Annotated in this window: 21 protein-coding genes; 13 read left to right on the top strand and 8 right to left on the bottom strand. The window is 61.6% G+C overall.

Going from position 1 to position 25815, the window contains the following annotated elements; genetic code table 11:
• Positions 1 to 9 precede the first annotated feature (9 nt).
• On the bottom strand, positions 10 to 2307 hold the full coding sequence (locus tag AD666_RS10720) for an acylase (protein WP_053151446.1): 2298 nt from the start codon (positions 2305 to 2307) through the stop codon (positions 10 to 12).
• A 351-nt stretch (positions 2308 to 2658) separates the two neighbouring features.
• Between AD666_RS10720 and AD666_RS10715 the strand changes: the two genes are divergently transcribed.
• Entirely contained in the window at positions 2659 to 3042 is a 384-nt protein-coding gene (locus AD666_RS10715) for a fe2+ zn2+ uptake regulation protein (protein WP_053151443.1), read from the top strand.
• A 160-nt stretch (positions 3043 to 3202) separates the two neighbouring features.
• On the opposite strand, the gene AD666_RS10710 is transcribed toward AD666_RS10715, so the two are convergent.
• Complete coding sequence (locus tag AD666_RS10710) at positions 3203 to 3391, bottom strand: hypothetical protein (protein ID WP_053151440.1); 189 nt, start codon at positions 3389 to 3391, stop codon at positions 3203 to 3205.
• Between the two features lie 335 nt (positions 3392 to 3726).
• Between AD666_RS10710 and AD666_RS10705 the strand changes: the two genes are divergently transcribed.
• From AD666_RS10705 to AD666_RS10685, 5 genes are read left to right on the top strand one after another with little or no spacing between them, the layout of a single operon-like run.
• Complete coding sequence (locus tag AD666_RS10705) at positions 3727 to 4962, top strand: MdfA family multidrug efflux MFS transporter (RefSeq protein WP_053151437.1); 1236 nt, start codon at positions 3727 to 3729, stop codon at positions 4960 to 4962.
• 29 nt (positions 4963 to 4991) lie between these two features.
• Positions 4992 to 6119 carry an acyl-protein synthase gene (locus AD666_RS10700; protein ID WP_053151435.1) on the top strand — a complete coding sequence of 376 codons (1128 nt, stop codon included), beginning with the start codon at positions 4992 to 4994 and terminating at the stop codon, positions 6117 to 6119.
• A 1-nt stretch (position 6120) separates the two neighbouring features.
• Complete coding sequence (locus tag AD666_RS10695) at positions 6121 to 8532, top strand: acyl-CoA reductase (RefSeq protein ID WP_053151432.1); 2412 nt, start codon at positions 6121 to 6123, stop codon at positions 8530 to 8532.
• Between the two features lie 50 nt (positions 8533 to 8582).
• On the top strand, positions 8583 to 9851 hold the full coding sequence (locus AD666_RS10690; protein WP_053151429.1) for a phenylacetate--CoA ligase family protein: 1269 nt from the start codon (positions 8583 to 8585) through the stop codon (positions 9849 to 9851).
• On the top strand, positions 9848 to 10792 hold the full coding sequence (locus AD666_RS10685; protein WP_053151427.1) for a GNAT family N-acetyltransferase: 945 nt from the start codon (positions 9848 to 9850) through the stop codon (positions 10790 to 10792). Before AD666_RS10690 ends, AD666_RS10685 begins: the two co-directional genes overlap by 4 nt.
• Positions 10793 to 10906: 114 nt before the next feature.
• Here AD666_RS10685 and AD666_RS10680 read toward each other — a convergent pair whose 3' ends face one another.
• Complete coding sequence (locus AD666_RS10680) at positions 10907 to 11395, bottom strand: metallophosphoesterase family protein (protein ID WP_053151424.1); 489 nt, start codon at positions 11393 to 11395, stop codon at positions 10907 to 10909.
• A 95-nt stretch (positions 11396 to 11490) separates the two neighbouring features.
• On the opposite strand from AD666_RS10680, the gene AD666_RS10675 reads away from it, so the two are divergent.
• The 3 genes from AD666_RS10675 (at position 11491) to AD666_RS10665 (ending at position 17174) form a co-directional block, all read left to right on the top strand.
• Positions 11491 to 13059: a sensor domain-containing diguanylate cyclase gene (locus tag AD666_RS10675; protein ID WP_053151421.1), complete on the top strand. Its 1569-nt coding sequence runs from the start codon at positions 11491 to 11493 to the stop codon at positions 13057 to 13059.
• A 130-nt stretch (positions 13060 to 13189) separates the two neighbouring features.
• Complete coding sequence (locus tag AD666_RS10670) at positions 13190 to 15190, top strand: U32 family peptidase (protein ID WP_053151418.1); 2001 nt, start codon at positions 13190 to 13192, stop codon at positions 15188 to 15190.
• A 244-nt stretch (positions 15191 to 15434) separates the two neighbouring features.
• Positions 15435 to 17174 (top strand): dipeptidase, encoded by a 1740-nt coding sequence (locus AD666_RS10665; RefSeq protein ID WP_053151415.1) that lies wholly within the window; start codon positions 15435 to 15437, stop codon positions 17172 to 17174.
• Positions 17175 to 17226: 52 nt separating this feature from the next.
• On the opposite strand, the gene AD666_RS10660 is transcribed toward AD666_RS10665, so the two are convergent.
• Positions 17227 to 17454, bottom strand: a complete 228-nt coding sequence (locus AD666_RS10660) for a DUF3079 domain-containing protein (RefSeq protein WP_053151412.1) — start codon at positions 17452 to 17454, stop codon at positions 17227 to 17229.
• Between the two features lie 196 nt (positions 17455 to 17650).
• On the opposite strand from AD666_RS10660, the gene AD666_RS10655 reads away from it, so the two are divergent.
• From AD666_RS10655 to AD666_RS10640, 4 genes are read left to right on the top strand one after another with little or no spacing between them, the layout of a single operon-like run.
• On the top strand, positions 17651 to 18181 hold the full coding sequence (locus AD666_RS10655) for an iron transporter (RefSeq protein ID WP_053151409.1): 531 nt from the start codon (positions 17651 to 17653) through the stop codon (positions 18179 to 18181).
• Between the two features lie 2 nt (positions 18182 to 18183).
• Positions 18184 to 18528 (top strand): cupredoxin domain-containing protein, encoded by a 345-nt coding sequence (locus AD666_RS10650; protein WP_053151406.1) that lies wholly within the window; start codon positions 18184 to 18186, stop codon positions 18526 to 18528.
• A gap of 22 nt (positions 18529 to 18550) precedes the next feature.
• Entirely contained in the window at positions 18551 to 19405 is an 855-nt protein-coding gene (locus AD666_RS10645) for an FTR1 family protein (RefSeq protein WP_053151403.1), read from the top strand.
• On the top strand, positions 19393 to 20754 hold the full coding sequence (locus AD666_RS10640) for a 4Fe-4S binding protein (RefSeq protein ID WP_053151400.1): 1362 nt from the start codon (positions 19393 to 19395) through the stop codon (positions 20752 to 20754). The genes AD666_RS10645 and AD666_RS10640 overlap by 13 nt, the downstream gene beginning before the upstream one ends.
• A 182-nt stretch (positions 20755 to 20936) precedes the next feature.
• Here the strand turns inward: AD666_RS10640 and AD666_RS10635 are convergent, their stop codons facing one another.
• The 4 genes from AD666_RS10635 to AD666_RS10620 form a co-directional block, all read right to left on the bottom strand.
• Positions 20937 to 22556, bottom strand: a complete 1620-nt coding sequence (locus AD666_RS10635) for a methyl-accepting chemotaxis protein (RefSeq protein WP_053151397.1) — start codon at positions 22554 to 22556, stop codon at positions 20937 to 20939.
• A gap of 107 nt (positions 22557 to 22663) precedes the next feature.
• Entirely contained in the window at positions 22664 to 23359 is a 696-nt protein-coding gene (locus tag AD666_RS10630; protein ID WP_053151393.1) for an anaerobic ribonucleoside-triphosphate reductase activating protein, read from the bottom strand.
• Entirely contained in the window at positions 23356 to 23517 is a 162-nt protein-coding gene (nrdD, locus tag AD666_RS10625; RefSeq protein WP_053151391.1) for an anaerobic ribonucleoside-triphosphate reductase, read from the bottom strand. Before nrdD ends, AD666_RS10630 begins: the two co-directional genes overlap by 4 nt.
• Positions 23518 to 23548: 31 nt before the next feature.
• Complete coding sequence (locus AD666_RS10620) at positions 23549 to 25564, bottom strand: ribonucleoside triphosphate reductase (protein WP_053151388.1); 2016 nt, start codon at positions 25562 to 25564, stop codon at positions 23549 to 23551.
• Positions 25565 to 25815 lie beyond the last annotated feature (251 nt).

Below are 25815 nucleotides of genomic sequence, written 5' to 3'. Positions count from 1 at the left end.
GCCCTCGGCCTACTGCGTAGCCACCCTTCCCGCCTCATCCCGTTCACGGATAATCAGTGCCTGATAGTACGGATCGGCCTTGATCTGCTGTTCGGTAAAGGGCAACACGCTCCATTGTTTCCTGGAGAACGCTTCGGTCTGGTCTGCCGCATGGGGGGATGCGGGGTCGCTGGAGACGGAAAACGCCAGTAATCCTTGAGCCTGAGGGCCTTTGTCATCAAAGGTGACCACTTGCAGGTAACTGGTACCGCCGACCACTTCCCGCTTGCCATTCGCGCGCGGCACACTCTGGATTGCGTTGTAGATCCCCAGTTCCCCCGGCCCTCCATGGATTGGCGTCTGTCGACCACGACTGCTGGCAACCTGGACGTCCTGCCAGCGACTGTCCACTGACAACCCGGCCGCCTTGACCGCATCCGCCGAAGCGAGCATGGCCTTGCGCAACGCCTCGATAACCGCAGGCTGCTCGATCGCCAGGCCTCGCGGGGTCTGTTGCGGGTCTTGGGGATCGAAAGGTACGCGCCAGAAGTCAGGGACAGCCTGCAAGCCCTCCATGATGTGCTGGAAATGAATGAACCCCAATCCGCTATCCAGGCCAGCCGTACGGTCCCAGGCCTTCAGGCGGGTACACACCTGCGCGAGTGCCGCAGCCTCGGGTCCCGGATCAGCGGAGCAGAACCGGAGCAGGTCCGGCATGACCTGATCAGCCAGATAAACCTGATCGTCCATGACCATGCGCTGCAGGTCCTCTACGCGTACCGGCCCTTTCCTGGCCAGCTTGTCGAGTCGGTCCAACGCAAAACGTGCCCGTGGGCCCAGCGGCTGGCCTTGTTGGCTGATCAAGGGCGAATAGCCTGACAAGGGCTGCGAAGGGTTGGTCATCCAGGCCGAATCGTTGGAATTCTGCACGTAGTCGCGGCGCAACAGCTGTGGCTGCCTTTCGGCGGCATAAATGCCTTGCTGCGCCGCTTCGGGATCGATGTCCCAGGCACACTCGCTGCGCGAGCCATCCAATACGATCAGCTTCGAACCGAGCCGAGGGTCACTGCAGCGAGCCAGCTTGTCAGCATCCACGTTCGGCACCACCGACAAGTTCATGTACAGACTCTGCCCGTGGTCGTCAACCGCCAGGGTATTGACCCAGGGAATGCCCTGGATCTCATGGACGGCCGTTTGCAGGTCCTTGAGCGTGACCGCCCGATTCATGGCGTACCACTGTGCCAGTACCCGGTCGTTCTCCAGATTCGCGTCCCGCAGGCTGTAGGCGAAGCGTCGATCCCAATCCAGCCGCCCCGGCCATTGCACGACCGGACCGAACTGCGAGCCGTAGACCACCCGTGAAATCGTCTTCACCTGCCCATCGGGTTGTTTGATGTCCACCGTGACCGCCTGTTGGCTCATCGGAACGGATTTGCCATCGAGCAAATAGCGGGTCGGGTCCTTGGGGTCGAGTTGCAGACGGTACAGAGTGAAATGCTTGGACGTATCGACCGTGTGGGTCCAGGCCAGGTGCCGGCTGAAACCGATGTTGATCATCGGTAATCCCGGCAAGGCAGCCCCCATGACGTCCAGCTTGCCGGGAATGGTCAGGTGCATCTGATAAAAGCGCATGCCCCCCACCCACGGGAAATGTGGGTTCGCCAGCAGCATGCCGCGTCCGTTGAACGAACGCTCGCTGCCGATGGCCAGCCCGTTGCTGCCACGCTCCAGGGCAAAACGCTGCTGCTGCAGCGCTGCGACTGAAAAATCGGCCGGGCCACCAATGCTGGCGGCCGCCTGGGGCGGTTGCGCGCCAGCCAGGGCTTCGGCGAACTGGCCAACGCCCCCTTCCACCAGCAGGCGGCGGGTCAACTTGACCAGGTCCAGCGCCGTGATGGGCCGCACCCAGTCGCTCGCGCACTGCTCGGGCAGCCCTTTGGCCCGGCGCTCGGCCAGGGCCCGGTTGTAACCGGTCACATAGCCCTCGACCAGCTGTTGGACCTGGGGTGTCTGGGCTTGCCAGAAACCGGAAACCGCCTGCGGGGTGTTGAGCCAGTTGAAGAACACGTCGCTTGCGCTGTTTTTGCGCTGTTCCACCGTGACCTGCTCGGGTCCGAAGTAGCGGGAGCGCTGGCCGTTGACTGTGACGATCTCGTTGGCGAGCAGGCAAAGATTGTCCTGGGCATAGGCATAGCCGATGCCGTAACCCAGGCCGCGTTCATTCTCGGCCCGGATGTGGGGGACGCCAAATTGGGTTCGACGGATCTCAGCGCTGGCCTGGCCTGCATCGCCTTGAGCGTTGGCGACCGAAGTGAGCGCCAGGCCCATTCCTAAACATGCGCCTGCAAGACGCAATTTCGATAACTGCCCGGACTTTCTCACGTTCACTCCTGATCGAAAAAACTGCAAGAACCAGGACCGCTCTCCCGATATGACAACGGGGAAAAACATCGGATCCGGCCTGGCCATCCGCATTCACCGTGCACGACCGGGAATGCGCCTCCCCTGGAAACGAACCGGATGAAAAAAAATTAATAGCCTCGCGGTCGCTGGAACACGGGGCTTTGCCGGCATCCCGGTTTTTTTTCACATCCAGGGCTTCATGATTGATCGCCTTCGTTCGTCCTATACAGGAGAGCGTTTGTGACCTTTTCTGATCAGGCTGGTAAGGAGTTTTGCATGCATGACACGCAACTACCCATGGAGGGTAAAAAACCAGGGCCGACCGGCGTCCCGATGACAGCTGCCCAGCGCGTGTTCGCCAGGCCAGCGGAACGAGGCAACAATGAGCACATCAAGCGTTTGCTCAAGAGTTTCGGGCTCAGGACCAGCCTGATTCGCCTCAAGGTCATCGATACGTTACTCACCGCAGCTGCGCAGAACCGGGGCCTGGGTGTGCGAGGCATCCACAGTCAACTGGCGGGACTGGACATTCCATTGTCCTTTCTCAGCGTGCGCGAAGTCTTGAAACGACTGTGCAGCGAGGGTGTGCTGACGCTGAACCCCGACAAGAGCTACAGCTTGCATGCCAGGGCAATCGCCGTGCTCGAGGCCGGGGAATGACAGTGCTTCATACAACGCCTAGGCTCTGTACGAAAAGTCTTGAGACGAAGGTCAGGCAAGGCGAAAACAGCCGAGCAAGCGCAGTGTACTGGAGTACATGAGCATTGCGAGGCTGTTTTCAACGCAGCATGAACGAGTATCAAGGCTTTTCGTACAGAGCCTAAGGCTTGACCTTTCGACGCATCACACCATTGACCACCACCACGACGACCGCCACGGCAATGGCGATGTACTGAAACAGCTGTTCGCTGATCATGCCTTTGTTCTGCATCCAGGACAGGCCCAGCATGATTGCAAGGACGACGAGGACGATCAGAATCGAGTATTTCAAACGTTGCGAATGGGTCATTGCCAGTTCCTGAATGTATCCGTTGTATCCGACTGCTTGCCCGATGCATTCCCGATGGCGGGGACAAGAGGCACAGGCGGGGCCCCATGGTACAGCCGAAGGCGCACCTGTGCGCAACCAGGATATTCGGTCGGTTCAATACGGCCTTTCTGCCAGCTATCGGATTAATTCCCTTCATCGCGGCGACACGTCCGCCATTTACGAGCGTTGTTCGTACGACCTTGGGTCCGGTTTCCTTCGCAAACTGAGGCCAGGGCTTATTTCGACCCTGAAACTCCCCCACGTATTCTCGAAAAGAGGCACCTACCTCCTTATGGAAAATAACGTTGGGAACCATGCAAAACTCGCTGACAACCTTCTCGTCACATCGATTGACAGGTTTTTGCCTGGCTATCGCGCTTTTTGAACTGCTGACCTATCTGGCCAGCGACCTGGTCATGCCCGCCATGCCTGGTGTCACCGAGGAACTGGGTGCCGCCGCGGATCAAATTCCCTATGCGTTCAACCTTTACCTGTTGGGCGGCGTCGTGTTGCCGTGGCTGATCGGCCCGTTATCGGATCACCATGGGCGCCGGCTGTTCATGCTCGCCGGCTGCGCCGGCTTTGCGCTGGCTTGCGCGGCAATCACGCAGGTCAGCCACATGCTCGGATTCAATGCCCTGCGCCTGATCCAGGGCATGGGCCTGGGCTTCGTGATTGCCGTCAGCTATCCCGCCATACAGGAAATGTTCAGCGAATCGGACGCCGTAAGAGTCATGGCGCTGCTGGGTAACCTCGCGCTTCTTTCTCCCCTGCTGGGGCCGTTGCTCGGTGGGGTGCTGTTGCAATGGTTGTCCTGGCGCGAACTGTTTCTATTGCTCGCGGGCCTCGGGGCGGTGAGCTGGCTGGCCCTGTGGTGGTTCATGCCGCAAAACGCGGGGACCGGGCAGACGGACGGAAAACCACCGCCCCTCGAACCCTTCGAATTGCGCTCCCTGCTCAAGCGTTATGGCGCATTACTGGGACATGCAGGATTCATGGCCGCCAGCGTAGCGCTCGGCCTGATGAGTCTGCCGCTGATCGCCTGGATAGGACTGTCGCCCCAGTTGTTGATCCAGGGCCAGGACCTTTCACCGCTCCTGTACGGGCTGTGGCAGATGCCGGTCTTCGCCGCGGTGATCCTTGGCAACCTCCTGCTCAACGGGCTGGTGGAACGGGCCGGTGTCCACGGGGTGCTCCGTTATAGCCTCTGGCCCTTGTGCGCCGGCCTGATCGCACTGGTCATCGCCAGTCGGTTCGATCTTGCGCTGCCGATACTGGTCAGCGGTCTGTCGCTATATGCCCTTGGACTCGGCATGGGCAATGCGGCGCTGTATCGATTGGCGCTATTCGCCAGCTCCGACAGCAAAGGACTGGTCTCGGCCATGGTCGGGATGATTTCCATTGCGGTGATGAGCGCGGCAGGTTCGCTGCTGGCTCTGCTAGGCGCCGGGGCCAGCCTGGAGTCCTTCGCCCTGATGGCCGGCATCGCCGGGCTCAGCTGTCTTGTTGCATTGCGCCTGTTCCAGTCGCAACCGCCGGCCCACGTTTGAAGTTCTCGTCCCTGAGGAACCTTGCCCAGATGATTCATTTTTCCCACGCCGATGCGCTATGCGCACTGCCCCACCCCTACGATCCCGACTCGGTACCTTCCGGACTGTTCGATCGTGCCATGGCGCAGATAAGCCTGTTTCATTGCCACCATACCCCAGGCTATGAAGCCTGGCTCAACGCCAATGATCTTGACGCCGCAGACCTGGAGCACATGACAGACTGGTCGCGGCTGCCACCTATCTATGCCAACTACTTCAAACAGCGACTGCTGCTCAGCCCAACCGCCGCAGATGCCCTGGAACTTACGTCGTCCGGCACCAGTGGGCAGAAAAGCCGCATGCGCTACGACGAACGCAGCATGGCTGCGGCCCAGGGCATGGTGGCGCGGATCTTCGAGCATTACGGCTGGTCCACCCCGGATACGCCCTGTAACTATCTGCTGCTTGGGCATGAACCCGAACCGGACAATCGACTGGGAACGGCGTACACCGATCAGTTCCTGTGTCGCTTTGCCCCGGTCAATCGCGTTGCCTATGCCTTGCGGCGTACCGGGAGAGGGCACGAATTCGATGTGTTCGGCGTTATCCGCGCCTTGCAAGCGTTCGCCGGGCAGGGCTTGCCGGTCAGGATCATCGGCTTCCCGGCCTTGCTTTGGCACGTACTCGAACGCATGCGCGAAACAGGCCTTGCGGACCTGGAGCTCGCGCCTGGCTCCCTGGTATTCCTGGGAGGCGGCTGGAAAAAGCAGGCCGCCCAGGAGATTCCCCGCCATCAGGTCTACGAGCGCATCACCCGGCAGTTGGGGATTGCTCCCCATCGATGCCGTGACGGCTACGGTGCCGTCGAGCATGCAGTGCCTTATGTCGAATGCGAACACCACCGCTTTCATGTGCCGGTCTATTCGAAAGTCTTTGTGCGGCATCCATCGGACTTCAGTGTCCACCCCCTCGGCGAGGCCGGTCTTCTGTCCTTCGTTTCACCCTACATCTCCTCCAGCCCCGCCCACGCCGTGGTGATGAGCGACCTCGCGACGCTGCATGGCGCCGATTGCGAGTGTGGCTCCAGCACCCAGTGGTTCGAACTCCACGGCCGTGCCGGCACCAGCGCCAGCAGAAGCTGCGCCATGGCTGCCGCCGAATTGATCAAGGAAAACTGATATGTATCTCATCAATGGCCAACTGCACGAGAGCCTGCTCCTCGACCAGGTCCTCGAACGTTTGCAGGCGCAATTGCCCGCCCTGCTGGCCGAGCCCCCGTCCATCGACAGCGTTCTCGATTGCGCCGAGGCGTTCACCCACGCATTGCGCTCGGCGGGGCAGGATTTCTTCCTTGACGATGACCAGCGTCAGGCATTGATCGCCTTCTGTACGAGGGAGCATCTGAGTCTAAAATTGACGCGAGAACTGGGTGCGGAGCCTCGCTCGATCAGACGAATCGACTACAGCGACGGTCCCTTCGAAAGCTGGCAACCCCTGGGCCTGGTGGTGCATGTCACACCGGGCAACGCACCGCTGCTGGCGTTCTGCGCCGCCCTGGAAAGCCTGTTGGCGGGGAATATCAACTGGCTGCGGCCCAGCACACGGGATGGAGACCTGACGGCCCGGACACTGAAGGCCTTTCTCGATTGCGACCGCAGTGGCAGGCTTGGCGGTTATCTCGCGGTTCTACCCGTGCCTCACCATGAAAGCGGACGGCTTTTCGCGTTGGCTCAAGGCGTCAGCGCCTGGGGCGGCGAAACGGCGCTCAAGGCCCTGCGCGAGCAGATCCCGAGCGGCTGCCGCTGGATCGACTGGGGCCACCGCATCAGCTTCGCCTATGTCACGCCTCGCGCCGCTACGCCACAGGCGCTGGACGCGCTGGTGGATGAAGTCTGTCGTCTCGATCAGCAAGCCTGCTCCAGTCCCCAATGGCTCCTGGTAGATCATGACGAGCCCGCTGCGCTGCAGGCACTGGGCAATGCATTGGCCGCTGCGTTCGAACGACGGGCAGGCCATTGGCCGGCGCTGACCGCCAGCACCGCCGAAGCCTGCGAGATCACTACCCGGACCGCCCTGGCCCGGCTGGACCAGAGCTTCGCGGGGCAGACCGGCCAGGTCTGGGTCGGTAGCGGCTGGCGCATTCTCTGGGAACATCACCGCGACCTATCGCCGTCGCCGCTGTTCCGCACGCTGCTGCTGCGGCCCGTCCCCCAGGATTCGCTGATCGAAACCCTGCAGCCGTGGCGCAACGTCCTGCAAAGCTGCGCACTGATCTGCGAAGCGGAACGGGTGCCAGGGTTGGCACATAGCCTGATAGCCGCTGGCGTGACCCGTGTCTCGACAACCGCCGACATCCAGCAAGGCTATGACGGCGAGCCTCACGATGGGGTCTATGCGTTGCAACGGTTGAGCCGTCGGGTGTCGATCGGTCTTGCAGCGGATGTCGCAAGCCTGCGCGTCACCCTGGATACCCAGCCTGCCCCCATGCGGATACCTCCCTCGACGCCGATCATGGACAAAGCCGCCTTCCTGGCGCTGGCCACCCCAGCACAGGCACAGCTTTTTTTCCGCTCCGGTGGCAGCAGCGGTGATCCGGTGTTGTCGCCCTACAGCCATCGGGATTTCGATCGCCACATGCGTGCCGCCGCCGATGGAGTGCGTGCAGCCGGCCTCGACCCGGCGCGGGATCGGGTGATGAACCTGTTCTATGGCGGCAGCCTCTACGGCGGCTTCTTCAGCTTCTCGAAAATACTGGAGCAGATGAACGTCGTGCACTACCCGATGGGGGCTCCCTCGGGCGATGACTTCGAAGAAATCGCAAGGCTGATCGTCAGCCAAGGCATCAACACCCTGGTGGGCATGCCCAGTACAATCCAGCGCCTGTTTTCGAGCCAGCAGTCACTGCTCAAAGACTATGCGGGCGTTCACAAGGTGTTACTGGGTGGCGAACACCTGGGGAAAGGCAGCCGGCAACTGCTCCGGGAGTGTGGGGTCAGCCATATCCGCTCGGCAATCTACGGTACGGTGGACGCAGGCCCCCTCGGCCATGCCTGCACTGCCAGTGACGATGGCGTATTCCATCTGATGACCGACATCCAACACCTGGAGATTGTCGATCTGGACCAGGACAGGCCGGTCAGTCCCGGGGAAACCGGGCGCCTGCTCTTCACTTCCCGCCTGCGCCAGGCCCAACCCCTTCGCCGCTACGAAGTCGGCGATTGCGGCCGCTGGGTAACGCCGCCCTGCCCCTGTGGCCTGGAGTCGCCCCGGTTCGAGCTGCGCGAACGCCACGGACGCCTGATACGCATCGGCACGGAATTCATCAATACCCGCGAGCTGACCGAACGTGCACAAGTGGCTATTCAAATCGTCCTCGACCATGACCGCAGCGGCTGTGAACGCCTGTCGATTCGCGCCGACGGCGATGTCGAAACAGTCCGGCGCGCAGTGTTGAGTCTCAAATCCGTCTTCACATCGGTCGAGGGAGCCTTGTTGGTCCTGGACGTCCAATCCTGTCCGGCCGAACGCTTCGAACATAACAAACACAGCGGCAAAGTCCCGCTGGTGATCGATTCCAGAAGAGCCGGCTGATTGTTCCGTCGCAAACCATCCAGCGGACTTCATAGCCAGAGAAAATCCTGATGAGTACTTCTTCAACAATCGAACAATGGCTCGGTCATGTCCGGCTGCATTCAAGGTATTACCAGAGGCACTGGAGGCATTTGCCAGCGCAAGGATACGCCTTGCAGGACTTGCCCGTGACCGACGTCAACCAATTCTGGGCCGACAGCCATGACCTTGACGCCTGGGAAGTACTGACCGCCCCCCTACAGGACGCATTGATCTTTAAAACCGGTGGCACGACAGGCCAGGGAAAGCTGTCGGTCTACACCCAGGATGAATGGCACCAGATGGTCGACTGCTTCGGTCGTGGCCTGTCCACCCAATTGAGTGCAGGCGACCGCATTGCCAATCTGTTTTTTTCGGGCGACCTGTATGCCAGTTTCCTGTTCATTCATGGTGCCCTTCGCCGCGCTGAGGTCCCCATTACCGAGTTTCCATTCACGGGCTCGGTCGATCCCGACACGCTGGCGGAAGCGGTCATCGCGCATCATATCAATGTGCTGGCCGGGGTTCCTGCGCATCTGCTGGCCATTGCCAGCCACCTGGAGCAACAGGGGCGAACGCTGCCCGGCATTACCACGATACTGTTTGGTGGAGAACACTTGTTCGAGAGTCAACGACCCCTGCTGCAGCGCGCCTTTCCACAGGCACGCTTCACATCGATCGGTTATGCCAGCGTGGACGCCGGCCTGGTGGGAGCCAGCACCCCGGACTGCGATCCTGGCGAACACCGGGTTTTCGATGAACAGACGCGCGTGGAGATCATCGACGAGCTGAGCGGCGAGGTCATCGAGGCCTGCGATCGGCCCGGTAACCTGGTGGTCAGCAACCTCAGCCGCAGGCTGATGCCCATCGTACGGTATCCGGTCGGGGACCGGGCCTGTTGGCGTGAGCCGGTCGGCACACCGTGGCGCAAATTCGCCCTACAAGGCCGCAGCGCGCAGAGCCAGCGCGTGCGGGTGGGGGTGATTTCGCTGTTCCCGCAACAGATCAGCGAGATCATCCGACACGTTGCCGTTGACCTTCAATGGCAACTGATTCTCGAGCACGTCGAAAACAAAGATCGCCTGGTATTCAAATGGGTTTCAACGGCTCCTCGAAAGGCGCACGGGTCGCTTTCCCTTGAACTGAAAGCCACGTTGTCCCGCCAATACCCGGGCATAGAACGTCTTGGCCTGGAGGTCCAGGAATGCAGTGCCCTGGAGCTGGAGCGCCATCCACGCTCGGGCAAGCATCTGCCGATTGTCGACCGGCGCCTCTATGGCCCGGCGGGGCTTGCGCGATGATCGCCCCGGTTATCCGGCCGTTCACACCCGCGGATGCCGTTGGAACAAGTGAATTGTTCCGCCGGGTATATGGCGACCACTACGTTTCGCCGGATGTCTACGTACCGCACATGATCTGCCAACACAACCAGCACCGACATTGGCACTCCATGGTTGCCATGGTGGATGATCGTGTGGTTGGCCACGCCGCGTTGTGCCTGCCTTCAGCCAACCATGGTGATGCAGAGCTGGCCTTGATGGCAGTGGACCCCGCCCTGCAAGGCAACCAGATAGCGATGCGCCTGGGCCGGCAACTGCTGGACCATTGTGAGGCTCTGGGGCTCGTCAGGCTGTCGATCAAACAAGTCACCAGCCATCCCTATAGCCAGCGTTTGGCACGACGACTCGGTTTCCAGGACACCGGCCTGATGCCCGATCATGTGCCTTCGCCGTTCGACATTGCCCTGACCGAAACCATTGTGGTGGGCTGCCAGATGATCGGTAGCCATCACCGGCCATTACCCGCGATCCAATGGCCCAAGGCATGCCAATGGCTCATGGTTCCGATTGCGTCGCGATTTGGCGTCACCGATGACGATATCCCGACGTCCATGCAACCGCTCCAGCTCAGGCAACTGCCCGGGCGCGTCGACGTCGGAGCCGGTCAGATAAGTCGTCCCCTGGCCAGACAACTGCAACGCCTGCCCGCCCATTGGTCCATCTCGGTACGACTCGGACTTCGTCGCCAGTTTACCGACGATTATCGTCGCCTGATGGCCGCCGGGTTCGTCTTCACCGGCGTGATGCCCGCCGGGAGCGAAGTCGGCTGGCAGGCGCAGTTTCACCGTGGAGCGCTTGCCCGACCGCTGAAACTGCACTCGTCCTCGATGCAACGGCTGCACGACGAATTGCAAGCCCATACTGAAAACTGGAGGGACGCACTGGCAAGCTCGGCAGCCTGATGAGTGAAGCTGCTTTAGCGCAAATACCTTCGAATATTCGCAAGATCACCGCCGATCAGCTGCATTTTTTGCGACCGACGGCTTCCCTCGCAAGGTCGGTGATCGCAGCCAGGTTCAAGCTGAGCCGATAACACCATCGGGTGGACTTTCCAGCAAATGGACAATCCTCGGCTTGATTCCGTCGGCCCTTACCTCAAGCAGGGCCAGCGTCACCGGTAGTTTGAAACGCCGGCGACCGGCACTGCCGGGGTTGAGATAGAGCCTTTCGCCACGCCATTCGACGCCCGGTTTGTGGGAGTGGCCCGTAATGACCACCCTCACGCCCGGGTCGAGCGATACCGGGACATCGGCGATGTCATGGACCAGCAAGACCTGCCATCCGCACAGGTCGAACTGCAAACAGTCCGCAAGTTGCCCTGCCCAGCCGGCGGCCAGATCGTTGTTGCCGCGCACAACCCGCAGCGCCGCGATGGCGGCCAGCCGTTCCAGAATATCCGGGCTACCGATGTCCCCAGCGTGAATGATCTGCTCACAGCCCTCCAACGCTGCGAGGGCTTCAGGCCGGAGCAAGCCATGGGTATCGGAAATGACACCTACTTTCACGGTGGCTTCCTCTTCATAGTCAACTAACGCATGGTTTTCGGATAAGGTAGGCTGCGTACCGCATAAGACGCAGAATAGTCGCTAAAGGAAGCGTAATGCTCGGAAGCAAACAGTCGGAGCCAATAACGGAAAGCGCCGACAAGGCCTTTTCCCCTCAAGTCGTGAGGGCTGGCGCCGCATTGCGGCTCACGGTCAGCTTCATGTTGGTGGTGGTTCTGGCGTTCATCAGTATTGAAGGCTGGCGAACGTGGCGTGACTACCGTGCTGCTTTCGCGTCCGCGCGCGACTCGGTGACGAACCTGGCGCGAGCGACGGCCCAGCACGCCGAAGACACCATCCGACAGGTGGATGTGGTGACCGCTGCTCTCAGCGAGCGCGTGGAAGGCGACGGGCTCCAGAACATGGACATCCCGCGCATCCATAAGCTGCTGGTGCAGCAATCCGCCATCATGCCGCAACTGCATGGACTGTTTATCTACGGTCCCGACGGGCAGTGGCTGGTCACCGACAAGGAAGTGACCCCCGAGACTGCGAACAACGCAGACCGCGATTATTTCCAGTATCACCGTACCCACCAGGACCGAAATGTCCGAATCGGCGAGGTGATCAGGAGCCGATCCACCAACGACCTGATCATTCCCATTTCCCGTCGTCTGAACAATCCCGACGGCTCATTTGCCGGTGTGCTGCTCGGTACGGTCAAGGTCAGCTATTTCGTGGATTATTACGGCGACTTCAAGATCGACGACAAAGGCGCGCTGGTCCTTGCCACACGCAGTGGCACCATCTTGGTCAGACGCCCCTTCGTTGCCTCGGTGGTGGGCAAGAGTCTGGTCAACAGCGTGATTTTCAAGAACTTCCTGCCGAACTCGAACCAGGGTATCGCAGAAGCCCGCGCCGTCATTGACGACACCGAACGCCTGTATGGCTACCGCGCCCTCACGACCTATCCATTGGTGGTGGAAGCCGGCCTGTCCCGCGAATCCATCATCGCACCCTGGCGCCGTGACTTGTTCAAGACCGGCTTCGTGCTGGTCTTCCTGATCCTGGCGCTGGTCAGCTTCGGCCTCATCGTATTGAGCCAGTTGCGCTACCGGATGGCCATGGAAAAGCAGATTCTCGAAGCGCATCAGACCATGCGAGCCATGGCGCTGACCGACAGCCTGACCGGACTGTATAACCGCCGGAAACTGGACATCACCCTGGCCGATGAACTGCGACTGGCCCGGCGCCAGGCTTCGTCGCTGGCGCTGATCATGCTGGATGTCGATTATTTCAAGCGCTTCAACGACAAGTACGGGCACGCCGCTGGCGATGACTGCCTGCGGGCGATTGCCGGTGCGATCCAGCAAGCGGTCAAGCGTCCGGGCGATCTGGCCGTCAGGTATGGCGGCGAAGAGTTCACCGTCCTGCTCCCCAATACCGACAGCGTGGGTGCCGCCAAGGTCGCCCAGACAATACTGGAATCCATCCGGGCACTGAACATCGAACATGGCGACCATCCGTTGGGAATCGTCACCGCCAGCGCGGGCATCACCAGTTACCGGCCAGCCACCGAGGACGTGACGCCCGCGATGCTGATCAAGGCCGCCGACGCCTTTTTGTACCTGGCCAAGAACACCGGGCGAAACCGCTGGTGCAGTGCCGACGCATCGCCACGCTGACCTGCGGGACGACCTTGCGAACCGCCGTGCATCGGTCCGGCGCATGTAAATCCAAGTCCACAGGTGCCGGGCAGGCGTCTGGCGGCTACAATGCGCGCTTCGACCGTGACCAGCCTGATCAGAAAAATACATGTCCTTGCCCAAACATCACCTGGAATTGCTCAGCCCTGCCCGCGACGTGACCATCGCCCGCGAGGCCATCCTGCATGGCGCCGACGCCGTGTACATCGGTGGCCCGAGTTTCGGCGCCCGTCACAACGCCTGCAACGAGGTGGGCGATATTGCCCGGCTGGTGGAGTTCGCCCATCGTTACCACGCCCGGGTGTTCACTACCCTCAACACCATCCTGCATGACAACGAGCTGGAGCCGGCCCGTCAACTGATCCATCAGCTGTACGATGCCGGTGTCGACGCGCTGATCGTCCAGGACCTGGGAGTGATGGAGCTGGACATCCCGCCGATCGAGCTGCATGCCAGTACCCAGACCGACATCCGTACCCTGGCACGGGCGAAATTCCTCGACCAGGCCGGTTTCTCGCAACTGGTCCTGGCCCGTGAGCTGAACTTGCAGGAAATCCGCGCCATCGCCGACGAAACCGACGCCGCCATCGAGTTCTTCATCCATGGCGCACTGTGCGTGGCGTTCTCCGGACAGTGCAACATCTCCCACGCCCAGAACGGCCGCAGCGCCAACCGTGGCGACTGCTCCCAGGCCTGTCGCCTGCCCTACACCCTCAAGGATGACCAGGGCCGGGTGGTTGCCTACGAAAAGCACCTGTTGTCGATGAAGGACAACAACCAGAGCGCCAACATCCGCGCCCTGGTGGAGGCCGGCGTGCGCTCCTTCAAGATTGAAGGACGTTACAAGGACGTGGGCTATGTGAAAAACATCACTGCCTACTACCGTCAGCGCCTGGACGATGTGCTCGAAGACCGCCCCGACCTGGCCCGGGCATCCAGCGGCCGTACCGCCCACTTCTTCGTACCCGACCCGGACAAGACCTTCCATCGCGGCAGCACCGACTACTTCGTCAGCGAACGCAAGATCGACATCGGCGCCTTTGACTCACCGACCTTTACCGGCGTGCCGGTGGGTGTGGTGGAAAAGGTCGGCAAGCGCGACCTGCAAGTGGTGACAGTCGACCCGTTGTCCAACGGCGATGGCCTCAATGTACTGGTCAAGCGCGAAGTCGTGGGTTTCCGGGCGAACATCGCCGAACCCAAGGGCGAATTCGAGGAGGACGGCCAGAAGCGCTACCGCTACCGTGTCGAGCCCAACGAAATGCCGGCCGGGATGTACAAGTTGCGCCCCAACCACCCCTTGAGCCGCAACCTGGACCACAACTGGCAGCAAGCGCTGCTCAAGACCTCCGCCGAGCGTCGGGTGGGCCTGGCCTGGATCGCTCGCCTGCGTCAGGAGCGTCTGGAACTGACCGCCACCAGCGAGGAAGGTATCAGCGCCAGCGTCACCCTCGAAGGGCCATTCGGCCTGGCGAACAAGCCGGAACAGGCACTGGACCAGTTGCACGACCTGCTCGGCCAGTTGGGTACCACCGAATACCACGCCACCGACATCGAACTGGACGCGCCCCAAGCGTTCTTCATTCCGAACTCACAGCTCAAGACTCTGCGTCGCGAAGTCATCGAAGCCCTGACCGCTGCCCGCATCAAAGCTCACCCCCGCGGCGGCCGTAAAGCCGAGACCAACCCACCGCCTGTGTACCCGGAGTCGCATCTGTCGTTCCTCGCCAACGTCTACAACCAGAAGGCCCGCGACTTCTACCACCGGCATGGCGTGGAACTGATCGACGCGGCATTCGAGGCCCACGAGGAAACCGGCGAAGTACCGGTGATGATCACCAAGCACTGCCTGCGCTTCTCGTTCAATCTCTGCCCCAAACAGGCCAAGGGTGTCACCGGCGTGCGCACCAAGGTTGCCCCGATGCAACTGATTCAGGGGGACGAAGTGCTCACCTTGAAGTTCGATTGCAAGCCGTGCGAAATGCATGTGATCGGCAAGATCAAGGGTCACATCCTTGACCTGCCGCTGCCGGGCAGCGCCGCAGAGCCGGTGGTCGGCTACATCAGCCCCGAAGACCTGCTCAAGACCATTCACCGCGCGCCGCATTGACCGGGCCTGCTCTTCTGGGAGCGGGCTTGCTCGCGAAAGCGGTCGTCCAGTCTATGAAGATGTCGACTGGCGTGGCCTCTTTGCGAGCAAGCCCGCTCCCACAGGGTTCCGGGGCGCCTGTTGGAACTTGACCCTTCACTCAACATTTGCCTTTGTGCGGACTTCCCGAGGGTGCTAGGTTGTAAGTGTTTGTTTCTTTGAACAGACACTTACTCCAATCCTCCGCAAAGGAATGCCTCCTGCAATGGACTTTTCCCTCAAGCACCTGGCCGTGGCCACCCTGATGCTGTCCAGCCTCACCTCGATCACCACGCCAGCGTTCGCCAACATCACCGCGCAACAGAACGCAACCCTCGTCAAATCCTTCGCCGACACATCAGTTACGGATTTCAGGCAATTCCTGGGACGCGTGGCCAAGAGCGATGTGGCCAAGAGCGCCAAGCTGGGCCCGGCCATCGACGCCTTCCTCGACAACAAGCCCCTTTCGGCTGAACAGCAGAACGAAATCCATCGTCTGCTCGGCCTTTATGCACGGGTGAAGTATGGCGCGGCGGCCACTGAAACCCTGCGCGAACTGGTTGCCATCCCGACCTTCCGCAAAGATGGCGTCGCCCAGCACGAGAACCCGGAGTTCCTAAAGATCGCCGACAAGATCAAGGGCCTGGCCCAATCCTTCAACCTGAACTTTCGCAACGTCGACAACCGCGTCTATGAAATTTCCCTCGAAGGCAGCGGCAGCGAAGTCGTGGGCATTCACGCCCATGCCGACGTGGTACCGGTAACACCGGAAAACTGGGTTTTGAAAGACGGCACCCGCCTCGACCCGTTCAAGGTCACTCTCGTGGGCGACCGCATGTATGGCCGGGGTACCGAGGACGACAAGAACGGCATCGTCGTGGCGCTCTATGCGATGAAAATCATCAAGGAAGAAAAGCTGCCCTTGGCGAGAAACTTCAAGCTGCTGGTCGATACCACCGAGGAAACCAGCGGTGACGCTATCCCTTACTACTTCGAACGCAACCCGACGCCCGACTACAACCTGGCGCTGGACGGCGGCTACCCCGTGGTGATCGCCGAAAAGGGCTACGGCACGGTCATGGCCAACTTCGCCCGGCGTACCGCACAGGGCAAGGGTGCCGAAATCACCGGATTGACGGGGGGCCTGGCCACCAACCAGATTCCGTCGACCTCGGTAGCCACCTTTGCCGGTGACAAGCCTGCCGAACTGGCTGCCGAGCTGCTCAAGGCCGGTACCGACTATGCCAAACGCAACGGTGGCAACTTCGAGGTGGCGTCCAACGTGATCGGCAAGGACGTCCAGTTGACTTTCACTGGCGTCTCCGCCCACTCCTCCGAGCCCGAGTCCGGCGTCAACCCGGTCGCCCGGATGCTGGACTTCATCAACGGCCTCGACGGTAAAGTGGCACTCAAGCACAACCACATCACCGACGCCGCCCGCTACGCCGCCGAGAACTGGGGCCTGGACTATCTGGGCAACACGCTCGGGATCGGTTTTTCCGACACCTTCATGGGTCCGCTGACCGCCTCGCTGACCTACGTCGGGATGGACGATAAGGTCTTCAAGCTTGCGGTGAACCTGCGGGTGCCGGTGGGCAAGCCCACGGAAAAACTCAAGGCAGAAATAGCCGACAAACTGGCGGCCTGGAGCAAGAAGTCCCACGTAACCGTGGCCTTCGATTACTCCATCGACGAGCCGATGTACCGCAATCCCGAGGGTGAATGGGTCAAGGCGCTACTGGCCGTGGCCACCGAGAACCTGGGCATGGAACACAAGTTCGGCACGTCTGCGGGCGCCACGTCGGTCCACGACTTGCCCAATGGCGTGCAATTCGGCCTGGCCATGCCTGACGTGAAGTACACCGGTCACAACGATAACGAGTTCAAGACAGTCGAGCAGTTCATGTTGGACTTACAGATCGTGACCGAGATGATGGGACGGGTCGGGCAGTTACCGAAGTTGTAGGCTGCCTGATTCACCATGACGAGGGAGCTCGCTCCCTCGCCATCGCTCTACCTCATTCCTTCACCTGACTTGCGCTTGGATCGATCACCTTTGCGGTGACATCGACCAGCTCCAGCCCCCAATCCCCATGCAGATACCAATCGTCGCCGATCATCTCGGCCGGGTGCATTGTCCGATCGGCGCCGTTGCCGCAGGCCAGGGCGCTTGACGCACAGTACCGGTCACAGCCCCAGCAGATTCGTTCCGGGTGTTTGGGACTCAGAGGAAAGGGCTTGGCCATGGGAACCCCGCTGACAATGGGTGTATCGGCACCCTACCACGCCCGGTCGAAACCACCTTGATTTCAATCAAGAACACCCGGAGGGAAACCCGATCCCGCCTCGCCAGAATCACGCTGAAAATTGACAATAATCATTATTATTCGCAGCGAAGCTCCCTAGACTCCGGCCAACTCTAACGTTGCCCAGGAAGTCATCATGCGCACGCTCGCTCCCCTGTCCCTCGCCCTGCTCGCTCTTGCACCGTTGGCCCAGGCCAAGGAATACCCCATTGGCGAACCGCAAATGTGTCCCGGCCTCGAAGTCGCAGCGGTGTACCTGCAACCGATTGAAATGGCCCCCGCCGGCATGATGCGCCCTACCGCCGATTCGGATGTTCACCTGGAAGCCGACATCCGCGCCACGGCGGACAACCGGCAGGGCTTTCAGGAAGGCAGCTTCGTGCCCTACCTCAACGTGTCGTTCCAATTGAAGAAACAGGGCAACGACACCCCTATCAAGGGGGATTTCCACGCCATGGTTGCCAACGACGGACCGCACTACGGCGACAACGTGAAACTGCTCGGTCCCGGCAAATACCAATTGACGTTCACCCTCCTGCCCCCCGGCGGCCATGCATCCCTGGGCCGTCATACCGACAAGGAAACCGGCGTGGCGCCGTGGTTCGAACGCTGTGAGCTGCACTACGAATTCGTCTACGCCGGGATTGGCAAAAAAGGCGGGTATTGAGGATGGGACGTGCAACCGGCGCACGGCCCCTGGCCTGGTTGATGCTGGCTGGCCTGGCGTTGCCTTCGGTGGCCCAGGCCGAACTGCCGACCTATGAGCTGAGCATACGTGACGGACATTTCAGCCCCCCGTTGCTGGAAGTGCCGGCGGGCCAACGCTTCAAGATCGTCTTGAAAAACATCGGCCAGGGCCCGGCGGAGTTCGAAAGCACACCCTTGCGGGTGGAAAAGGTGCTGTCCCCCGGCGTCACCACCTTCGTCGTGATCCACCCGTTGCGTCCGGGTCAGTACCCGTTCTTCGACGAATTCAATCCGCAACTGCCCGAGGGCGGCATCCTGGCCCGGTAAGCGGCCAGCAGGAGGCGTTTGCATGACCCAATCGATGTTTATTGTCTGGCGCGAAAGCGTCGAGGCGTTGTTGGTGATCGGGATTCTCCAGGCCTGGGTCAGCCGCCAGCCACAGGGCCGGCAACTGTCCCGCTACGTATGGGGCGGCGCGGTGTCGGGCCTGCTCCTGTCGGCGGTGCTGGCTGGTCTGATCCTGCTGGCGGGCGAAGCCATGAGCGGCTCGGCCAACGAATGGTTCCAGGCCTCGCTGGCTATGATCGCAAGCCTGCTGATCGTGCAGATGGTGGGCTGGATGCACCGCAACGCACGCACCCTCAAACAAGACCTGACACGCGATGCCAGCCATCGCCTGGACCGCCAGGGGGGCCTGGGGCTGTTGCTCCTGGCGCTGCTGGCCGTCAGCCGCGAAGGCAGTGAAACCGTGGTTTTCCTGTATGGCGCCGGTGCCCGCCTGCAGGGGACCTCGTTGGGCCTGTTCGCCATTGGCGCTGTGGCTGGACTGGCAATGGCGTTGCTGACCGTCTCCGTGCTGCACGGCAGTCGCCGGTTCATCTCATGGCCGCGTTTTTTTGCCATCAGCGAAACGATCCTCTTGCTGCTCGGCGCGGCGCTGCTGGTCAGCGGCATCGAGCGGATCGGCGGGCAACTGCTCGCGATGGATTGGCCCGAGACGGTGTATCGCAGCATCGGTGACGCCCTGTGGGACAGCAGCGCGATCCTGGATGACGGCCACGGGTTCGGCGGTTTCCTGGCTGATTTTGCCGGGTATCGGGCGAGTCCCAGCGCGCTGACCCTGCTCGTGTGGATCGGCTACTGGCTGGCCGTCATTGGCTGGCTACGCCCGCGCAAGGCGGAACACCTGCCATGCCCCACCTGAATAACTGGCTCCAGCGCCTGGGCGACAGCATGCGGCGCCACGGCGCAACCATTCGCGCCGTGCAATGGGCGGTGGTGCTGTTCTATGCCGTGTTGCTGGTGGTGCCCGCCCTGCTGCCGCTGCCGGACAGCCAGGCACGGATGGTCGATAACCTCACCCTGCTGGCGCAGTTTCTGTTCTGGGGCCTCTGGTGGCCGTTCGTGTTGTTGTCGATCGTGTTGTTCGGACGACTCTGGTGCGGCGTGTTATGCCCCGAAGGGGCCCTGAGCGAATGGGCCAGTCGCTATGGCAAGGGCCTGGGGATGCCAAAAAGCTTGCGCTGGGCCGGTTGGCCGACCCTGGCGTTCTGCCTGACCACAATCTATGGCCAACTCATCAGCGTCTACGACTATGCCCAGGCAGCGTTGCTGATCCTGGGGGGGTCGACCATCGCGGCGGTGATCGTCGGCCTGCTATTCGCCCGTGGCAAGCGGGTCTGGTGTCGGTACCTGTGCCCGGTCAGCGGCGTCTTCGCCCTGCTCGCCCGTCTGGCGCCGGTGCATTTCCAGGTGGATGAACAACGCTGGCTGGCGAATGCCGGCCCTCGCCTTCCGCCCCCCAACTGCGCGCCGCTGTTGGACATTCGCCGTCTGCGCGGCGCCGCCGATTGCCACGCCTGTGGTCGCTGCAGCGGCCAGCGTGATGCCGTTCGCCTGATTGCCCGTTCCAGCAACCAGGAGATTCTTCAATCGACCAGCAGCAGTGTGTCGTCCTGGGACGTCCGCTTGTTGCTGTTCGGCGTCATCGGCCTGGCCATGGGCGCCTTCCAGTGGACCGTCAGCCCCTGGTTCATCGCCCTGAAGCAGGCACTGGCCCAATGGCTGGTGGCCCATGATTGGCTATGGCCCTTGCAGGACGACGCGCCCTGGTGGCTGTTGACGCACTATCCTCAGGCCAACGACAGTTTCAGTTGGCTCGACGGTTTCTGCATCCTCGCCTACCTGGGCCTGAGCGCCTTGCTGCTGGGCACTTCTTTGACGCTGCTGATGCGCCTGGCGGCCAGAATCTCGGGCGACCCTGCACAATATTGGCCCTTAGCTATCACCCTGACGCCCCTCGGCGGTGCGGGGCTGTTCCTCGGTTTGTCGGCTACCACGGTGAAGCTGCTGCGTTATGAAGGGCTGCTGCTCGACTGGGTACAGCCCGCCCGGGCCGCTTTGTTGATCGCGGCCATAGGCTGGAGCCTGTGGCTCGGCTGGAAGCGACTGGAGCAGATGGCGCCGACTCGCAGGGTACCCGCCATGGCGTGCCTGGCACTGGCCTGCGGCCTAGTGGGATATGGTTGGTGGCTGCAGTTCTGGGGGTGGTGATCGATCCCCGCCCCAACACCCTTTCCTGAAGGAGTGAGTGTCAGGGTGAATATCTGTGGGAGCAAGGCTTGCCCGCGATGAAGATTATGCGGTCCCTGACAGATCGAGGTGTCTGCATCGCGGGCAAGCCTTGCTCCCACAGATCCCACAGATCCCACAGATCCCACCCATCAAGCATCCGGCTACACCTTGAACCGCGCCACCGTCTCATGCAGCGAGCCGGCCATCTGCGCCAGGTCCTGGCCGGCCGTGTCGGTATGCCGGGCCCCCAGCAGCACCTGTTCGGACAGGTTGCGGATGCCCACCAGGTTGCGATCCACCTCCCGGGCCACCAAGGCTTGTTGTTCCGTGGCGCTGGCGATCATCAGGTTGCGTTCGTTGATCTGCGAGATCGAACGGGCGATTTCATCCAGGGCATCGCCCGAGCGCTGGGCCACTTGCAAGGTGGTCTGCACCCGTTCGCTGTTGCTTTGCATGGCGGTCACGGCATGGCCGCTGTCCTGACGGATGTTGCCGATCATGTCCTCGATTTCCCGGGTAGAATCCTGGGTGCGATGGGCCAGTGCCCGGACTTCGTCGGCCACCACCGCAAAGCCACGCCCGGCATCGCCGGCGCGGGCTGCTTCGATAGCCGCGTTCAAGGCCAGGAGGTTGGTCTGCTCGGCGATGCTGCGAATAACGTCCAGCACCGAACTGATGTCCTCGACCCGTCCGGCCAGTTGCTGAATGCGCGCCGACGTGTCCGTCACGCCATCGGCCAACGCAAAGATGGAAGCGACCGTCTGCTGGACCTGCTCACGACCACGCTGGGCAGTCTGCTCGGAAACGCGCGATGCCTCGCTGGTGCTCACGGCGTTGCGCGCCACTTCATCCACCGCGGCGGTCATCTGGTTGACCGCCGCCGCGGCCTGCTCGATCTCCATGCCCTGCAGTTGCAAGGTGCTGTTGGTCTGGCTACTCACGGCGCTCAGTTCTTCGGATGAACTGGCCACCCGGTCCACCGACGCCGCGATGTGGCGGACCATGGCGTTGAGGCTCTGCTGCATATCGTGCATGTTGCTCATCACGCTGTCGTTGGCACCGCCACTCACCGGCACGCGGATGGTCAGGTCACCCTGGGCGATGTGGTTGAGAACCCGCGCCGCGTCGTCGGGCTCGCCGCCCAAGGGACGGGTCACGCTGCGAGTCACCAGGATCGCGACCGTGCTCACCAGGGCCAGGCACGCCAACACCAGCGCCAGCATGTTGCGCCGCGCATCGTTGTAGCGTTCCTGGGCCAGGCGTTCGCGCTCGGCAAACAGCCTGCCCTGCATCGCCATCAGCCCTTCGAGGCTTTTGTATACCTCACGCTCCGCCGGGATCACGCCTTGCCGCAGCTGCGTCATTGCCTCATCCGTCGCCCCCTGACGGATCAACGCCTGCACCTGGACGAACGCGGCCACGTAGGCCTCTCGACGCTTCTTCAGTTCGGCATAGGCCGCCTTGCCCTCGGGCTGGAACAGCAGCGGCTCCAGCGTGGCGAAGGCCTGGGTGATGCGTTGTCGGGTGGTGTCGATGGATTGCTGGACCTGGCCGTTGTTCTTGTCGATCAACAGGTCACGGGTGTTCCTGGCGTTATCGCGCACCCCCGTGGCGATCACCATGATCGGGTCGATCTTCGGCCAGTCCTGGCGAACGATCTGCTCGGCCTGATCGCGCAGCGCCGCCAGGTCGTGCAAGGCGTACAACGCCAGGGCGATCAACGCCAAGGGTGCGATGGCAAAGCCGATCACGATACGTTGGGCAGTGGTGAGTCTGGTCATATCAAATGCTCCCTGTTCAACTACCTGCCGATCCGGCAGCGCATTTGAAAACCTTGGAAAGAAAATGGCCCGGTCAGGCCGAGCCGCTGTGCCTCATCGCGCGGTGATCAACTGCGCAACACGAACGAGGGGAATAATTCGCGCAGGGCGCCCCACAGCTCGGGCTGCAAGGCGTGTGCCGAAACGCTGGAGAGATGGGGATCGAGCATCCGAGCGGTGCGCACCAGTTGCACGGCAAACCGCGTCACGCCGCGCTCGCTCAGGCGCCGGGCCAGGCTCAGCAAGCGCTCAGGGTCGAACAGATGCCAATGAACCGTGGTGCGAACTTCATAATCAACGCCGCTGTCCAGCAGGTGGTCCAGGCTGCGCCAGTTGGCGGCGCCGCTGCCTTCGACCCGGGTCACGTCCAGCGCGTCTTCGGGCAGGGCCTTGATGTCGAAGCCGACCCAGTCGGCACGACCAACCACCTTGGCGAAGGCCGCCGGCTTGATGCCGGCACTGTGCAAGCCGATGCGAAAATCCATCTGCCGCACCTCCTCCATGGCCGACGCCAGGCCGTCCTGCAAGGTCGGCTCACCACCGCTGAACACCACGGCATCGAGCAGGTCCTGGCGGCGCTGCAGGAACGCCAGCACCCGGCACCAGTCCACCTCTTCGCTGCCACGCGGCGCGATCAACTGCGGGTTATGGCAGTAACGACAACGCCAGGCGCAACCCTGGCAAAACAGTACGCAAGCCAACTGGCCCGGATAATCAAGGGTGGTCAGGGGCACCATGCCCCCGACCCGCAGCACTCGACTCATGGACGCCCGGCCGCGCGTTCGGTGAAGTGCACCCGCTCGCGGTGTTCGGACTGCTTGCCCGGATTGAAGGCCGCCACCGGACGGTGATAGCCCATCACGCGGGTCCAGACTTCGCAACGTTGACGCTGTGCCTGTGGAACGGTGTGTGATGCGTTCATGGATGAAGCTCCTTGCGGTCGATGGATCGAATCAGTGAACGGTGGCCTGGCGCTGTTGTTGCAGCAGCAGGGCCTCGTCACATTTGGGGCAGAACTCATGCTCGCCGGCCAGGTAGCCGTGAACCGGGCAGATGGAGAACGTCGGTGTCACGGTGAGGTACGGCAGCCGGAAACGTCCGAGGGCCTTGCGCACCAGTTGCTTGCACGCTTGCGTGGAGGAAATCTGCTCGGCCATGTACAGGTGCAACACGGTGCCGCCGGTGTATTTGCATTGCAGCTCGTCTTGCAGCTCCAGGGCTTCGAACGGATCGTCGGTGAAGCCCACCGGCAGTTGCGAGGAGTTGGTGTAATACGGAGCGACCGGGCTACCGGCCTGCAAGATGTCCGGGAAGCGCTTGAGGTCCTCCTTGGCGAAACGGTAAGTGGTGCCTTCGGCGGGGGTGGCTTCCAGGTTGTACAGATGGCCGGTTTCTTCCTGGAAACGCAGCAGCGTGGCCCGAACGTGATCCAGCAGCCGGAGGGCAAACGCCCTGCCCTGTTCGGTGTGCAAGCCCTGCTGGTCATCGGTGAAATTGCGCAGCATTTCGTGCAGGCCGTTCACGCCGATGGTGGAGAAGTGATTGCGCAGGGTACCCAGGTAGCGCTTGGTGTAAGGGTACAAGCCGGCATCCATGTGATGCTGGATGACCTTGCGCTTGACCTCCAGACTCTCCTTGGCCAGTTCCATCAGGGTATCGAGGCGTTGCAACAACGCGCTGGTGTTGCCTTTGTACAAATAGCCCAGGCGTGCGCAGTTGATCGTCACCACACCCAGGGAGCCGGTCTGTTCCGCCGAGCCGAACAACCCCCCGCCGCGCTTGAGCAGTTCGCGAACGTCCAGTTGCAGACGGCAGCACATCGAGCGCACCTGGTTGGGCTGCATGTCCGAATTGAGGAAATTCTGAAAGTACGGCAAACCGTAGCGGGCGGTCATCTCGAACAGCCGGTCGGCGTTCTCGCTGTCCCACGGAAAGTCATGGGTGATGTTGTAGGTCGGGATCGGAAAGGTGAACACTCGCCCTTTCGCATCGCCGGCTTGCATCACCTCGATGTAGGCGCGATTGAGCAGTTCCATTTCCGCTTGCAGGTTGCCATAGGCGAACGGCATTTCCTCGCCACCGATCACCGGGATCTGCTCACGCAGGTCCTGAGGGCAGACCCAGTCGAACGTAAGGTTGGTGAAGGGGGTCTGGGTGCCCCAGCGTGACGGCACGTTGAGGTTGTAGATGAACTCCTGCAACGACTGGCGGACCTCATCGTAGCTGAGGTTGTCCTTGCGCACGTAAGGGGCCAGGTAAGTGTCGAACGAGCTGAACGCCTGGGCGCCGGCCCACTCGTTCTGCAGGGTACCGAGGAAATTCACCATCTGCCCCAGGGCACTGCTCAAGTGCTTGGGCGGCCCGGCCTCGACCCGTCCCGGCACGCCATTGAGGCCTTCGTGCAACAAGGTGCGCAGCGACCAGCCGGCGCAGTAACCGGCGAGCATGTCCAGATCATGGATATGCAGGTCGGCCTCGCGGTGGGCCTCGCCGATGGCCTGGCTGTAGACCTCGTCGAGCCAGTAGTTGGCGGTGACCTTGCCCGACACGTTCAGGATCAACCCACCGAGGGAGTACCCCTGGTTGGCGTTGGCCTGCACGCGCCAGTCTTCGCGGTCCAGGTATTCGTTCATCGACGTGGCGACTTCCACCAGGGTACGGCGGTCCCGGCGCAGGCGACCATGTTGCTCGCGATAGACGATATAGGCGCGCATGGACAGGAAATACCCGGCGTCCATCAGAACGCGTTCGACGCGGTCCTGGATCTGCTCGACGTTCAAGCGTGTCTGTCCTTCCAATCGAGCCAACACGGCTTCGAGCAATTGTTCGGCCTCGGCTTCGGCGTATTCGCCAGTGGCCTTGCCAGCGGCGATCAACGCCTGGCGGATCTTGTCCGCGTCGAAGGCAACCACACTGCCGTCGCGCTTGTGCAAGCGGTTACATCCTACTGAGATCAATGTGCTCTGCATTTGGGCTCCAGACACTACATATAGATATATTTAGCTATAAAGACACAATATGCAGTGATGTTAGGCCCGATAGGTTTAATTGAAATTGATTGATGTCAAGAATTGGGGGTGGTCTGAAAGCTAACTCATCAACATTCCCTGTGGGAGCGGGCTTGCTCGCGAAGGCGTCAGATCAGTCAACATCTTCAGCGACTGACCCACCGCCTTCGCGAGCAAGCCCGCTCCCACAGGGTGTTTTGGTGTCTGCCAGG

The sequence above is a fragment of the Pseudomonas sp. Pf153 genome (assembly GCF_001269775.1).
Taxonomy (GTDB): Bacteria; Pseudomonadota; Gammaproteobacteria; order Pseudomonadales; family Pseudomonadaceae; genus Aquipseudomonas; species Aquipseudomonas uvaldensis.
Note: the sequence above shows the minus strand (reverse complement) of the source record. Positions and strands in the feature narration are given on the sequence as shown.

Coding starts and splice junctions, on each gene's coding strand:
- AD666_RS10695 (WP_053151432.1), top strand. CDS start 6,121: ATGTATCTCATCAATGGCCAACTGCACGAGAGCCTGCTCCTCGACCAG.
- AD666_RS10620 (WP_053151388.1), bottom strand. CDS start 25,564: ATGCAGAGCACATTGATCTCAGTAGGATGTAACCGCTTGCACAAGCGC.
- AD666_RS10675 (WP_053151421.1), top strand. CDS start 11,491: ATGCTCGGAAGCAAACAGTCGGAGCCAATAACGGAAAGCGCCGACAAG.
- AD666_RS10665 (WP_053151415.1), top strand. CDS start 15,435: ATGGACTTTTCCCTCAAGCACCTGGCCGTGGCCACCCTGATGCTGTCC.
- AD666_RS10710 (WP_053151440.1), bottom strand. CDS start 3,391: ATGACCCATTCGCAACGTTTGAAATACTCGATTCTGATCGTCCTCGTC.
- AD666_RS10650 (WP_053151406.1), top strand. CDS start 18,184: ATGGGACGTGCAACCGGCGCACGGCCCCTGGCCTGGTTGATGCTGGCT.
- AD666_RS10700 (WP_053151435.1), top strand. CDS start 4,992: ATGATTCATTTTTCCCACGCCGATGCGCTATGCGCACTGCCCCACCCC.
- AD666_RS10670 (WP_053151418.1), top strand. CDS start 13,190: ATGTCCTTGCCCAAACATCACCTGGAATTGCTCAGCCCTGCCCGCGAC.
- AD666_RS10685 (WP_053151427.1), top strand. CDS start 9,848: ATGATCGCCCCGGTTATCCGGCCGTTCACACCCGCGGATGCCGTTGGA.
- AD666_RS10635 (WP_053151397.1), bottom strand. CDS start 22,556: ATGACCAGACTCACCACTGCCCAACGTATCGTGATCGGCTTTGCCATC.
- AD666_RS10630 (WP_053151393.1), bottom strand. CDS start 23,359: ATGAGTCGAGTGCTGCGGGTCGGGGGCATGGTGCCCCTGACCACCCTT.
- AD666_RS10655 (WP_053151409.1), top strand. CDS start 17,651: ATGCGCACGCTCGCTCCCCTGTCCCTCGCCCTGCTCGCTCTTGCACCG.
- AD666_RS10645 (WP_053151403.1), top strand. CDS start 18,551: ATGACCCAATCGATGTTTATTGTCTGGCGCGAAAGCGTCGAGGCGTTG.
- AD666_RS10705 (WP_053151437.1), top strand. CDS start 3,727: ATGCAAAACTCGCTGACAACCTTCTCGTCACATCGATTGACAGGTTTT.
- nrdD (WP_053151391.1), bottom strand. CDS start 23,517: ATGAACGCATCACACACCGTTCCACAGGCACAGCGTCAACGTTGCGAA.
- AD666_RS10690 (WP_053151429.1), top strand. CDS start 8,583: ATGAGTACTTCTTCAACAATCGAACAATGGCTCGGTCATGTCCGGCTG.
- AD666_RS10660 (WP_053151412.1), bottom strand. CDS start 17,454: ATGGCCAAGCCCTTTCCTCTGAGTCCCAAACACCCGGAACGAATCTGC.
- AD666_RS10720 (WP_053151446.1), bottom strand. CDS start 2,307: ATGGGCCTGGCGCTCACTTCGGTCGCCAACGCTCAAGGCGATGCAGGC.
- AD666_RS10715 (WP_053151443.1), top strand. CDS start 2,659: ATGCATGACACGCAACTACCCATGGAGGGTAAAAAACCAGGGCCGACC.
- AD666_RS10640 (WP_053151400.1), top strand. CDS start 19,393: ATGCCCCACCTGAATAACTGGCTCCAGCGCCTGGGCGACAGCATGCGG.